Consider the following 12,512-nt stretch of genomic DNA (forward strand, 5'->3'; position numbering starts at 1 on the left):
GGCGGGTTTATTTTTCATCCGGGCGCCGGTGGTTTATTCCGTCAGCGCCTTTTGCGCGGCGGCCAACTCACGCTGCCGGGGCGACGCCACCGCATGATCGCGCGCCAGCAGCGTATACACTGTCGGCAACACGAACAGGGTGAACAGCGTGCCCACCAGCATGCCGGACACGATCACCAGCCCCAGGCCGAAGCGGCTGGCAGCCCCGGCGCCGCTGGCGAACAGCAGCGGGATCAAGCCGAACACCATCGCCCCGGTGGTCATCAGCACCGGCCGCAGGCGAATTTGCGCCGCCTGCAAAATCGCGCCGCGCCGCGTCAGCCCCTGATGCATCTGCAGTTCGTTGGCGAACTCCACCATCAGAATACCGTGCTTGCTGATCAGCCCGATCAGGGTCACCAGCCCGACCTGGGTATAGATGTTCATCGTGGCGTAACCCAGCGCCAGCGGCAGCAAGGCGCCGCAGATCGACAGCGGCACGGTGATGAGGATGATCAGCGGATCCTTCAGGCTCTCATACTGCGCCGCCAGCACCAGGTAGATGATCACCAACGCCGCCAGGAACGCGAACGCCAGCGCGCTGCCTTCCTGGGTATATTGGCGCGAATCCCCCTGCCAGTCGTGGCTAAATTCGGCCGGCAGCGCATTGGCCTGCCGTTCGAGGAAGGCCACCGCTTCGCCCATCGAAACACCGGGCGCGGGAATGGCCTGCAGGGTGGCGGCGTTCTGCTGGTTGAACTGGGTCAGCTTGTTCGGCTCGACCTTAACGGCCACCGACACCACGGTGGAGAGCGGCACCAGCGTATTGTTCTGCGTGCGGACGTACTGCCGCGCCAGCGCCTGCGGCGTCAGCCGCTGTTCGCTCAGGCTCTGCGGGATCACGTCATAGGCGCGCCCGTCCATACCGAAGCGGTTGAGGTAGTTCTCTCCCACCAGCACCGCCAGCGATTCGCCGATGTCGCTCATGCGGATCCCCAGGCTGTTGGCCTTGGCGCGGTCGATATGCACCTCCGCCAGCGGGTTGTTGTAGTCCAGATCGCTGTCCACCACCATAAACAGGCCGCTGTTTCTGGCGTTCTGCTTCACCTCTTCCAGGGTGCGATACAGCTGCGGGTAGTCCTGCGGCGTGCGCAGCACCATCTGCACCGGCAGTCCGCCGGTGGAGCCCGGCAGCGCGGGCAATTGGAAGGCGAAAATGCTGGTGCCTTCGACGTCGTTCACCGCCTGCTGCAGATCGGCCTGCACCGCCGACGCCGAGCGCTGGCGCGCCTGCCACAGCGTCAGGTTGATGCCGCCGATGCCGGACGCGGTGCCGTCGCTGCCGTTGATGATCCAGCGGCTTTCGGTTTCCGGCATGCGGTTGTAAACCTCGTCCAGCTTGTAGGCAAAGCGCTCGACATAGTTCAGGTTGGCGTGCTGTGGCGCTTTGATGGCGGTCAGTACGATGGCCTGATCTTCGGTCGGCGCCAGCTCGCGCTGCGGCATCAGGTACAGCAGCGGCAGGCTGATCATCACCAGCAGCGCCAGCGCGCCGGTCACCCAACGGTGGTGCAGCGAGAAATCCAGCGCGCGCGCATAGCGCCGCGTCAGGCCACCGAAGAACCACTCGGCGGCGCGCGCCACGCGTCCTTCGCTCTGTTTGGCCGGCAGCAGGAGCGAACTCATTACCGGCGACAGCGTCAGCGCCACCACGCCGGATACCACCACCGCGCCGGCCAGCGTCAGCGCGAACTCGCGAAACAGTGCGCCGGTCAGCCCGCCCATCAGGCCGATCGGCGCGTAGACCGCCGCCAGCGTTAGGGTCATGGCGATCACCGGCCCCGCCACTTCGCGTGCGCCGATCATCGCCGCCGCCAGCGGCGTTTTCCCCTCTTCGATATGGCGATGCACGTTCTCCACCACCACGATGGCGTCGTCCACCACCAGACCGATCGCCAAAACCATCGCCAGCAGCGTCAGCAAATTGACGCTGAAGCCGAAGGCCAGCATCAGCCCGGCAGCGCCAAGGATCGACAGCGGAATGGTCACCACCGGGATCAGCACGGTGCGCAGCGACCCCAGACACAGGTAGATCACCGCCACCACGATCGCCAGCGCTTCGATCAGGGTATGCACCACTTCATCGATCGAGGCCTGGATAAAGCGTGCGGTTTCGAACGCCAGCGCCATCTTCACGCCCGGCGGCTGCATCTTGTCAATTGCCGGCATCAGGTGACGAATGCCGTCGACGATCACCAGCGGGTTGCCGGTCGGCGTAGGGAAGACGCCGAGAAACACCGCCGGTTCGCCATCCATCAGCGCGCTGGTTTCCGTGGCTGCGGCGCCCAGCTCCACGGTGCCGACGTCTTTCAGGCGCACCAGGCCGTTGCCGTCGTTGCGCACCACCAGATTGCGGAACTCCTCCACGCTGGTGAGATCGGTATTCACCCGCACGTTGGCAACCACATACTGCCCTTTCACCTTGCCCGGCGCCGCCTGGTAGTTGTTGCGCCGCACCGCGTCGGCCACGTCGGCGGCGGTCAGGCCGCGGCCGGCCAGCCGATCGCTGTCCAGCCACAGGCGCATCGCCATTTTTTGCCCGCCGAACACTTCCACCTTGGCGACGCCGTCGATAGTGGTGAACATCGGCTCCACCACCCGCGTCAGGTATTCGCTCAGCGCCGGCGTGGACAGCGTTTTACTGGAAAAGCCGACATAAGCCACGGCGGTAGCTTCACCGGCGGAGCGCTCAATCACCGGATCGTAAGCCTGCTCCGGCAGCTTGTAGCGCACCTGGTTGACCTTGGCCATCACTTCGGTCAACGCCTGGGTCGAATCGCGGTTCAGCGCCATGCGCACCGTCACCACGCTGCGCCCCTGCACCGACGAGGATGAAAGGTAGTCAACGCCCTCGACGGACGACACCGCCTGGGCGATCGGCTGCGTGACAAAGCCCTGCATCAGCTCGGACGACGCACCGGGATAGTCGGTGCTGATGGTGATGGTGGAGTTTTCCAACAGCGGGTATTGACGGATCGGCAGTTGGCTGAGCGCCAGCGCGCCGAACAGCAGGATCAGGGTGCTGACCACCAGCGCCAGCACCGGCCGGCGCACGAACAGATCGGTAAATGTCATCGGTCTCTCCTCAAGAACCAGCCTGGGCGGCGTTCAACGTATCCTGCGCCACCGGCTCGGCCGCCATGCCGTCGCTCAGCTTGAGCTGGCCCGAGGTCACCACCCGAGCGCCTTCCTGCAGGCCGCTGACGATCTCGACGCGCCCATCGTTGCGCTCACCCACGGCGACCGAGACGCGTTTGACCGTCATGCCCTTTTCACCCTGCTGCGCCAGGAACACGGTATCGCCGTAGGCCGTGTAGGTCAGCGCCGTTTCCGGCACCGTCAACACCGCCACGCGCTGCTGCTGCGTGACGCGAATGCCGGCGTACATGCCGGCCTTCAGCAACCCCTGGCGGTTGGTCAACGTCGCCTGCACCTGCACGGTGCGGGATTTGCCGATCATCGGATCGATAGCGGTAATGGCGGCGGGGAAAGCGCGATCGGGATACGCCCCAACCCGCACCGACACCGCCTGCCCCAGCGCCAGCCCGGCGCTGCTTTGTTCGTCCAGCGAGAAGTTGACGCGCAGCGTATCGGCGTCCACCAAGTTCGCCACCGCGTCGGCGGCGTTGAGGTATTGCCCTTCATGCACGCGGCGAATGCCGATGGTGCCGGCGAACGGCGCGCGGATCGCCTTTTGCGCGATTTTGGCCTGCGTTTCCTGCACCGCACCGAGCGCCATATCCCGTTCGGCCAGCGCATCGTCCAGCTGTTGCCGCGCGGTGGCGTTGAGGTTCATCAGCTTGCGCATGCGCGCCAACAGCAGATCGGCATTGCGCAATTGCGCCTGCAGGCGCACCAGCTCAGCCTGCTCGACCGCATCGTTGAGCTGCACCAGCAGTTGCCCCTGCCGCACCGTTTGGCCGGATTCGAACAGAATGCGCGTGATGCGGCCGCTGGTCTCCGCCGCCACTGCCACCTGGCTGGCCGCCTCCAGCTCGCCCACGCCGGCGTAACTGCGCGCCGCCTGTTCACGCAGGGCGGGCGCCAGCGCCACTTTCACCGGCGGATAGGCCGGCGCGCCTTCGTTTTGCCGCGCGGTGGATCGCATCGCAACGGCGGCGGCGGCGAGCGCCGCCAGCAGCGCGGCAATAATGAGGTATCGTTTCATCATGTAACGGTTTCTTCCTGATTTTACAGCCAAAGCCATCCTTCCCCCGACGCAGCGCAGGCAGGTGACGAGAGATGCCGGTTGCCAAGCCCGGCTGGCTGCACTATAAAACCTCAGGTTAACTTGAGGTCAAGCTGAGGAATGTGGAATGGCAAGAAATGAACCGATTGACACCTATCGGCTATTGACCGTGGGGGAAGTGGCGAAGCGCAGCGGCGTGACGGTATCCGCGCTGCACTTTTACGAAAGCAAGGGGCTGATTCAGGCAACGCGCAACGCCGGTAATCAGCGTCGCTACACGCCGGTGGTGTTGCGCTACATCGCGGTGATCAAAATCGCGCAAAGCGCGGGCATTCCGCTGGAGGAGATCCGCGCCACGCTGGGCCGCTTTCCTGCCGGCAGCAAGCTGACCGCCGAACAATGGGGAATTTTGTCCTCCGCCTGGCGCAAAACGCTGGATGAGCGCATTCAGCGGCTGACGGTGCTGCGCGACCATCTCGACAGCTGCATCGGCTGCGGCTGCCTGTCGCTCACCGACTGCCCGCTGCGCAACCCAAACGATATTTTGGGCCAACAGGGCGCCGGCGCACATATTTTCGAACGCCCAGGCTAACATGGGTGAACAGGTGTTCTTCCTGCGGCCCAACGCTCCCTGTGGGATAGCGATTAAACTCGCTCATCCGCAGCCAAAATGAACTGATGAAAACGTTCAATCTCCAGCTTACGCATGGCATTCATTTTATGTTGGCTGACGGTTTTCTCGGAAATGCCTAATGCTTTGGCAATACGAGTATTGGGTTTTCCCGCCAACAGCATGGCCAATACCGAAATCTCTCTCGACGACAGACGCTGCCCTTTGGCGCTTGCAACAAACGACGTGATGGCCTCCGTGAACGCGACCAACCCGATGTTTTTTTTTAGGCAATTAAAATTCGACAGGCGCGGCGTTTCCACACCGGTCAGCACGATAGCATGGTCAGGTCTGTCTATAATATGCGACAAAAAATTCATAATCCGGCAGATAGAAGAAAAAGAAACAATAACCATATCCGCATGACAATAAACGGCATGCATTCTACCACCGGCGGGTGAGTAGAGATTAATGACCTCAATACCCTCAAAAGGTATCAAGAGCTGCGACATCCCATAAAATAAATAGTAATCGTCGGAAAAAATAGCCACTTGCATAAAGTCATTCCGTTGCCATTCGTGATGGGCCGTTTTTTAGACAGCCCATGAAAGCGATGTTAGTTAATCGGTGTTGGTTAACTTACTTCAGAGAAGTACATAATGAGCTCAACAACCCGGACAACGATGAAAGATAAAAATCATCCAGATACATAACACCTTCTTCACTGTATTTTACATTATTCTCTAAAATTTCATGAATACCCTCTACCGCACATACGGCATCCTTCCAGACGACACGCTGGCCAAATGGCGAAATACCTAGATATTGCGCATTCTGGCGGAATCCAACGACGAAATCGTGCAGTATATCGAGAATGATCAGCACCTCTCCCCTACTTATACTTTGTTTTAATTGGACTTTATCAAAAAATACGCGAAGTGTGTTCTGTAAGGAGAATAGGTTTTTGAACAACCCTCCGGCGATATCCTTCGGTGTTTTCACACTGGTTGATATGACAAAAGGAAGTTCACCGTGTTGCGAAATATATTGATAGAGTCCATTTATCGCCGTCGTCGGTTTAATATCCAAACCGCGAAGAATTACGTCAACCTCATCTTTTAGCGACTTTTCCACCTTAACACCGATCTGGATTTGTTCCGTCATACAGTTCATCCTCAACATAGAGATCCTGATTAAAAACCAATATTATTCAAATAATAATATTTGCCATCAATTACCATGTTAAGATTTTTCTTATTCACATCAACCTGTTTTTTATTATTAAAAATAACAGAAGATTTATTTATATATAATATTAAGCGTGGCGGATGTGTTAATTGTCCCGCTGCTCAGGGTAACCTTGTCGTAAGGATAATAATAGGCCGCCATGCCGATGGAAAATTGCGCATCTAACGCATTACCGACGCCAACATGAAATAATGATGTCGCCGAGCCTTGTGCCGTGTTGGAAAGCGCTAACATAACGGGCGTATCCGGTGTTTTAGCATTCACCAGACGAATACCTACACCTCTCGCCGCCCCAGCACTCTTGTCAATCAAAACTGAATTATCCGATGACAGCAGGTTGTTGCTGGATAAAAACATATTGATATCACGATCGGTCGTGCCGTCGCTTTGTCGATTCTGACAGCTGAAATTGAGCGTAAAAGGCGTCAGCCCATTTTGCGCGCCCTGAGTTATCTGGGACACTCCCAGCGTCGGCAGTTTCACCGCCAAGCCGGCGTTGTCGAAAGAACAGGTCGTCATTTTAGGCGCATATTTGATAGTCATCGGCTGCCCGTACATGTCGCGCTGATCGTAAGGCCAGTTGAAACCGTTGAGCAGCCAGGTCAAAATCTTCAGCAACTGCTTGGCCGGCCATAAAATGATCTCCAGCAACGACATTCCACTCAGATCGGTCACGAACATCACGTCCTTAAGGCTGACGGTATCGCCGGGTATCGATGTGCCTGTCTTGCTGACCAGACTGAAGCGAATATTCATCGGCTCATTCAATTCCGAGGCGCTGTGCGTTCCCCAGCCACTGAGTTTCTTGTTAGCGACATCATTGATTATCTCTGCTCGCACCCAATACTTTCCATTACTGAACCCCAGAATGGTCGCTTTCGAGCTGTCGGTTGACAGGATCCGGGTATAGCCGAATTCGCTGCTCGAGGTTGAACAGCTAAATGAACCACTGTATTGCGTATAAAAACTGCCTTCCCAGACCGGTGTCTTGGCGCTGAGCTTATCTGACAAGTCGACGTAGATAGGCGGCGCATATTGGATGCCGTTGCCGTAACATGAAGCGTAACTGTAACCGCTGAACACTAAGGACAGCGTCAGTGCGAGTATCCTGAGCATGGTGTAATTATCCTTTTATCGACAAATGTTGGCTGCGCTGTCCATCGAGATTTGCGGACGTTCAATCTTGCAGATACCGTCATTCAGCCTGACTTCCAGCGACGTGGGTTGCTGTTCCACACGCAGATACAGGACGCTGGCCTGCCCGACGAAGCCAATGGCATGCCCGCTTTGATCCGCCACCTCCGCACCAAATGGCAAGGGCACATCGCCACGTTTAAGGGCGCGAAGCGTATAAGGCCGACGCTGATCGGTTTCGAATCTCAAATAGTTGACGGCGCCGGCATAAGGCACGCTGTTGGCGATATTGCCGACGATCTCCGCCCCGGAGCTATTGCCGGAATCCGACAACGTTACGGAGTTTTGCCGGTAAGGCGTCGCGTACGGCACCAAAGCCAATCCCTCGTCGTTAGTGACAATACTTTCGTCACCGTTCACCATCAGCCCTTTGGCTTTAGGCGCGTCCACCACCATCATGGTGTTACCCATTTCGTTTGACGCCAGCAAATGCCAAGGGATCGCCACCAGGCTGCCGCGGGCGCTCATACCCAATTGTCGATAGTCAGAGGATTCGCTGTAGGAGCCGCCGACGGTCGTCGCGTTGGCGCGATAGGCTGCATTCACACTCGCCATGCTGTTGCCACCGCTTTGATTACTGCCGGCAAGCGCATAACTCAGTCGGTTCGATTCCAGCGCATTACCGCTCAGGCTCAGCGTACTTTGTTGATAATGTGAATCGGTAGCCGACAAGCCGGTGCTGAGATAGGCATTATTGTCGAATATCGACAGCGGCACGCTCAGCGAAAGATAAAATCGCGTCTCCTCTTTTCGATCGGAGTTTCTTACCCTGCTGGCGGAAACGTTATAGCTGATACGTTCAAAGGCATTTGAATACCCCAGTTGATATTCCCGGCTTTTATTGGTATCCGACCAGTAATCACGCTGGGTGCCGGAAAAATACAGCGTTCCCCATCCCTCACCGAGCCGCTGATTAAGGTTCAGATTGAAGGTATTGCGCGGACGAGCGGCGCGAACGGCATCCCAGGTATTCAAATCCAGCGGTGCAAGCTCATCGTCATCTTGGCTATTCCAGTAATCGTGGAAGCGTTTGTCGCGTTCTCGGTAACCTTGATGGGTATAGATGGCATCGTTGAAACTGTAATAACCTTTAGTCGAATAACGGTAAGCGGCCAGCGTGAAGTTGGTCGCGGTGGCATCCAGAAATTTACTGTAGGCAATGCGGAAACTTTGCCCATCCTCTGTGCGATCCTGCAAAGACGTCGAGGCTTGAGTCACATCGACGGATACCGCGCCGATCGGCAAGTTCCAGCCACTGCCGAGCAGCCAGGCGCGGTAATCCTCACTGAGGATCGTGCCGGCATAACCGGTGACCAGATTATTGAATCCATACTGCAGCGTGCCCTGAACGAAAGCAGGAGAGTAATCGGTATTTGCCTGATTGACTTTACCGGCAACCAGGCCGTATTTGCTGACGCCCTGCTTCAACATATTGGGTACGGCGGAAAACGGCACGGTAAAGGACTGCTCTCGCCCGTTAGCTTCCTTGACCACCACCAGCAGATCACCCGCGGAGCCGGTAGGCAAGATGTTGTCCAACGTAAAGGCGCCCGGCGGGACGTTCTCCTGATAGATAAGGTTGCCGTTTTGTAGCACTTTCACCAAGGCGTTGCTCTGTGCGACACCCCGCACTATCGGAGAAAACCCCTGCTGTGAATTGGGTCGCATATTGATGTCAGACGCTAAGGCGCCGCCCCGAACCCGGATAGAGTCGAACAAATCGCCCGGCGAGTAAAAATCGCCCATGGTCAAGTTTGATTTGATGGCAGCGAAGCCACGCTGCACATAGCGAGTATTATTTTGCCAATCGCTACCTTGCCGAGAACTGCTACGGAAATTGCTGCTGTCTCTGAATTGCCAGCCCGCAAGGTTGAATCCAGACTCCAGGCCGGTATAAAAATCGTCCGCAGACGCTTTATCGCCCTGCAACGATTGCACGTGGTAATAGGTCGCGTTATAAGCCAACAACAGCGCCGGTACGCCACGATCCCAAAATTTGGCATCAACATAGCCGGCTTCTGCGCGAATGACTCGCGACTGGGGCACTGTCAACTTCAGGCTAAGCGTTGCCACTTCAAAATCGAAACGCCCCCCTTGCACCAACTTATCAATGGGAATAAGGTCGTTGTCCGCAACGGCGGGCAATGCGTCCAGATCGATGCCCAATAAAGCGGCATCGCGACCGGCAATGCGGATATCGCCTTGGTGCTCGCCGAACAGCAGCGAGAATCGGCCTTTCCAGCTTTGGTTGACATAAACGTCGACAGTCTGGGTTCCCGCCGGCATATCATTGTTGAGGTAAAAGCGCGATAGGTCTGACTCGCGGGATGCCCCTGCCAATAAAGAGGTGTCAAATTTCATTGCCGATGCTTTATTCGGCGAGATGAATGCAGATACGGTCAGTATCGAAAGCAATTTTATTTTAAGCTTCATTGCTATTCTTCACGTTAGCGGGCAGTAATGGCTTTGGATTTATAAGCCCCCAGGTCATCGATATACAGCAGGGTATAAGGGACGTTTCGGCTCACTCCAGACTTCGTCGCGGCAAATAGGCTGGAAAATGGCGCGACCATCACTGAATCGACCAACAGGTTTTTCTTGCTCTTCTGATCAACATTGGCCAACGTAAAAAAATAAGGGCTTTTGTTGATAACCTTAAATCCCGCTCCTGCCGCCTGTAACTCAATAAAATCCGTAATGGCATTAGCGTTGCTGCTTAACCCTGCCGGACGATAAAATAACTTGATACGCGATTTTATGGCTAACTGCAGCGTATTGACCCCCTGCAAATTCTCCGGCGTAGGTGGAATATCTAACACATTCAAATAAAATACAGACTCACGATCGCCAGGAAGCGCGGCACCCATTTTCTGTATGCGCAATTGCTGGCCATTATTTCCAGCCACTTTCACCACCGGTGGAGATAACAAGAACGGTACGTTTGCCGTCTCAGGCGTCGAGTTTATATCACCGTCATCAATCCATGCCTGCACGAGCGCCGGATCGTTACCGTTGTTCACCAACTGAACGATAACATCTTTGTTTTTTTCGGGATAAATAACACGCGTTCCATTAATTACAATATTGGCATCGGCGAAAAAGCTGCTGAAAAATAGCCCAACAAAGATTAAGCATTGTTTCATAGTCACCTCAGAAGCCAGGCCTCTGGCCCAGGCCTGGCTTAATTGCGATTACAGGTAAGAAATGGTGTAAGTCACGTTGGAGCTCAATTCCCCTACTTTCGCCGCAGTCACATTGGTCTTGTAGTAATAGACGTCCAGCGTCAGCGTTTCGGCATCTGGCGCCGTTTTATCGCCTTTGATCTTGGTGACATAAGGTACGTTCAACGGAATCGGCGTAGATGAACCTGGCTCGGCAAGAGAGAAACCGACGTTTTTCGCTACGGCGGCGTCGCTTTCATTAACAGAGCTGTTTAACAGATATTTTCCGTCAGTAGAGATATTATTCGCCGAAGAGAAGTAGATCTTCAGCTTCGAATCCGCTTCCGATGCCGCCGGCTTACAGCCGGAGAACGTCAATGAGAAAGTTTTCTTGTTTTTGGGTATTGGCCCGACGACGGTGCCCGCATCAGTGACGGAAATAGGGCTGAGCGCAACGGTAAAGTCAGCGCTTTTTCCACCGTTGATGGTACAAGTGGTATCCGTCACGGCACCGCTAAACGAAATAACGCCACCGGCAGAATTATCTGCCGCCGTTGCGCTCACAGAAGTTAACGCGGCAGCCAATACCGCCAAAGAGATACCTTGCTTAATCATAATAAACTCCATTACTTTCTTCGCTGAAAGAGCATATATAAAACGACCTATACCATTAAACCGTTCAGAGGCTAACGAAGCTTAGACAATAGCAGAGCATTGACAGCATCCTGCCATCTCAAAGTTTATATTTGAAGGTATATGTTTATATATATCCAAGTGTATTTAAAAATATATCCAGCAATGGGAAAAATCTCATTCACCGCCAGACGCAGAACATATTAATTCCAAAGGCAAAAAGATTGCAACATCGAATCAAATAATTTTCACGACAATAAAAAAATGAATCAGGCAATAGATGGGAAGCTACGCATCATAAAAGAGTGGGCATGGTATGCATGCATACTACTCAGGGTAAATGAGTACACCCATTTTTTTATGAAGTATGATGTGAGATAAAAACAAAAAACCATTGAAAATAAAAAGAAAAATACACAGGATAAAATCTTAAATTTCTTAATTAACCCTCTTAGCGCCCACGCAGAGTTAGCTTATTTCTACCTTAAAATTGTCTGACCTACCGATATAGGAGTAGGACAAAAACGCGATACCATCTACGTTTGGATATCTACACATATCAAGAATAACCCCCATTATTTCCCTCTATCAGTCGATGAGGCTAAACGCGTCAGACTGAAATATATCTTTTGTTATAAATACAAAGCCATCTTTGAAGTATATTTTTTAATATACCGAGAGATAAATCACTCCAATAAAACGCTATAGAGGCTGATCAATGTTGGGTAGAGAAAAACTCAGAAAGAGAAAGAGCAGGAATAAAAAACCCGAACACACCGGCTCGGGTTTATAGCAAGACAGACATTCGACGATCAGAGCTGTTTTTCAGCCCGAACGATGCCGTGATTCTTCATCACCTCTTCCATGGTGAGATTTTCGTCGTACGGCTTATCGTCTACTACGACGTCTTGCGGGCGCACATAAGGCTTGGTCGCACGCTTGAACATCCACCACCACACGAACACCAGGAAAGCGCCAGACTTCAGAAAAATCATGGTCCATAAGGCGACTTGATACCAGTTCATCTCTGTCTCCATAGAGCATTAAGCGAAATAGATAAGGCGGCGTTGATTATCGCATCGATCACGCCTGACAGCAGCAGGCATCCGAGCGGCCGACCTTGATGAACGCATAATCTCACCGATACGAGGCCCTTATCAATAACCGATCGCGTTTCCTGCAAAAGCGCCCCAGTTTCTGCGCACGCAAAAGCAAAAAACCCCGTGCTCAGAGAGCACGGGGTCAGAATGTATGGCGGAGGAGCAGAGATTCGAACTCTGGAACGGTTTCCCGTCGACGGTTTTCAAGACCGTTGCCTTCAGCCACTCGGCCACCCCTCCGCAACGACGCGCACTATAAACAGACCTTATTCGCTTGTAAAGCCCGGGCGCGTTCAACCGCGCGAAAAATCGGCGAAGGCGCAGCAAACGGCGAACAA

The 12,512-nt window shown here is 54.5% G+C and carries 10 protein-coding genes and 1 tRNA gene; 1 reads left to right on the forward strand and 10 read right to left on the reverse strand.

Features of this window, described 5'->3' with window-relative positions; genetic code table 11:
- Window positions 1–33: 33 nt before the first annotated feature.
- Window positions 34–3,114: a MexW/MexI family multidrug efflux RND transporter permease subunit gene (locus ACUTSC_RS06070; protein ID WP_197768627.1), complete on the reverse strand. Its 3,081-nt coding sequence runs from the start codon at window positions 3,112–3,114 to the stop codon at window positions 34–36.
- Window positions 3,115–3,124: 10 nt separating this feature from the next.
- A complete protein-coding gene (locus tag ACUTSC_RS06075) occupies window positions 3,125–4,210 on the reverse strand; it encodes an efflux RND transporter periplasmic adaptor subunit (RefSeq protein WP_197768626.1) in 1,086 nt (361 codons plus the stop codon).
- 145 nt (window positions 4,211–4,355) lie between these two features.
- On the opposite strand from ACUTSC_RS06075, the gene soxR reads away from it, so the two are divergent.
- Window positions 4,356–4,820 (forward strand): redox-sensitive transcriptional activator SoxR, encoded by a 465-nt coding sequence (soxR, locus tag ACUTSC_RS06080; protein WP_187322219.1) that lies wholly within the window; start codon window positions 4,356–4,358, stop codon window positions 4,818–4,820.
- 53 nt (window positions 4,821–4,873) lie between these two features.
- On the opposite strand, the gene ACUTSC_RS06085 is transcribed toward soxR, so the two are convergent.
- The 8 genes from ACUTSC_RS06085 to ACUTSC_RS06120 form a co-directional block, all read right to left on the reverse strand.
- Window positions 4,874–5,395 carry a LuxR C-terminal-related transcriptional regulator gene (locus ACUTSC_RS06085; RefSeq protein ID WP_197768625.1) on the reverse strand — a complete coding sequence of 174 codons (522 nt, stop codon included), beginning with the start codon at window positions 5,393–5,395 and terminating at the stop codon, window positions 4,874–4,876.
- 82 nt (window positions 5,396–5,477) lie between these two features.
- A complete protein-coding gene (locus tag ACUTSC_RS06090; RefSeq protein WP_145958023.1) occupies window positions 5,478–6,002 on the reverse strand; it encodes a hypothetical protein in 525 nt (174 codons plus the stop codon).
- Between the two features lie 135 nt (window positions 6,003–6,137).
- Entirely contained in the window at window positions 6,138–7,202 is a 1,065-nt protein-coding gene (locus ACUTSC_RS06095; protein ID WP_197768624.1) for a fimbrial protein, read from the reverse strand.
- 15 nt (window positions 7,203–7,217) lie between these two features.
- On the reverse strand, window positions 7,218–9,713 hold the full coding sequence (locus tag ACUTSC_RS06100; RefSeq protein WP_443003688.1) for a fimbria/pilus outer membrane usher protein: 2,496 nt from the start codon (window positions 9,711–9,713) through the stop codon (window positions 7,218–7,220).
- Window positions 9,714–9,727: 14 nt separating this feature from the next.
- Entirely contained in the window at window positions 9,728–10,423 is a 696-nt protein-coding gene (locus tag ACUTSC_RS06105; protein WP_197768622.1) for a fimbria/pilus periplasmic chaperone, read from the reverse strand.
- A 48-nt stretch (window positions 10,424–10,471) separates the two neighbouring features.
- Window positions 10,472–11,068 (reverse strand): fimbrial protein, encoded by a 597-nt coding sequence (locus tag ACUTSC_RS06110; RefSeq protein ID WP_369803984.1) that lies wholly within the window; start codon window positions 11,066–11,068, stop codon window positions 10,472–10,474.
- Window positions 11,069–11,886: 818 nt separating this feature from the next.
- Complete coding sequence (locus ACUTSC_RS06115; protein WP_060419649.1) at window positions 11,887–12,099, reverse strand: hypothetical protein; 213 nt, start codon at window positions 12,097–12,099, stop codon at window positions 11,887–11,889.
- Window positions 12,100–12,326: 227 nt separating this feature from the next.
- A tRNA-Ser gene (locus ACUTSC_RS06120) sits at window positions 12,327–12,414 on the reverse strand.
- Between the last annotated feature and the right edge of the window lie 98 nt (window positions 12,415–12,512).

Source organism: Serratia sp. TSA_105.2 (genome assembly GCF_052692115.1).

What these genes read in the sequence shown, in the direction of transcription:
- ACUTSC_RS06070 (WP_197768627.1), bottom strand. Translation starts at nt 3,114, where the DNA reads ATGACATTTACCGATCTGTTCGTGCGCCGGCCGGTGCTGGCGCTGGTG.
- ACUTSC_RS06075 (WP_197768626.1), bottom strand. Translation starts at nt 4,210, where the DNA reads ATGATGAAACGATACCTCATTATTGCCGCGCTGCTGGCGGCGCTCGCC.
- soxR (WP_187322219.1), top strand. Translation starts at nt 4,356, where the DNA reads ATGGCAAGAAATGAACCGATTGACACCTATCGGCTATTGACCGTGGGG.
- ACUTSC_RS06085 (WP_197768625.1), bottom strand. Translation starts at nt 5,395, where the DNA reads ATGCAAGTGGCTATTTTTTCCGACGATTACTATTTATTTTATGGGATG.
- ACUTSC_RS06090 (WP_145958023.1), bottom strand. Translation starts at nt 6,002, where the DNA reads ATGACGGAACAAATCCAGATCGGTGTTAAGGTGGAAAAGTCGCTAAAA.
- ACUTSC_RS06095 (WP_197768624.1), bottom strand. Translation starts at nt 7,202, where the DNA reads ATGCTCAGGATACTCGCACTGACGCTGTCCTTAGTGTTCAGCGGTTAC.
- ACUTSC_RS06100 (WP_443003688.1), bottom strand. Translation starts at nt 9,713, where the DNA reads ATGAAGCTTAAAATAAAATTGCTTTCGATACTGACCGTATCTGCATTC.
- ACUTSC_RS06105 (WP_197768622.1), bottom strand. Translation starts at nt 10,423, where the DNA reads ATGAAACAATGCTTAATCTTTGTTGGGCTATTTTTCAGCAGCTTTTTC.
- ACUTSC_RS06110 (WP_369803984.1), bottom strand. Translation starts at nt 11,068, where the DNA reads ATGGAGTTTATTATGATTAAGCAAGGTATCTCTTTGGCGGTATTGGCT.
- ACUTSC_RS06115 (WP_060419649.1), bottom strand. Translation starts at nt 12,099, where the DNA reads ATGAACTGGTATCAAGTCGCCTTATGGACCATGATTTTTCTGAAGTCT.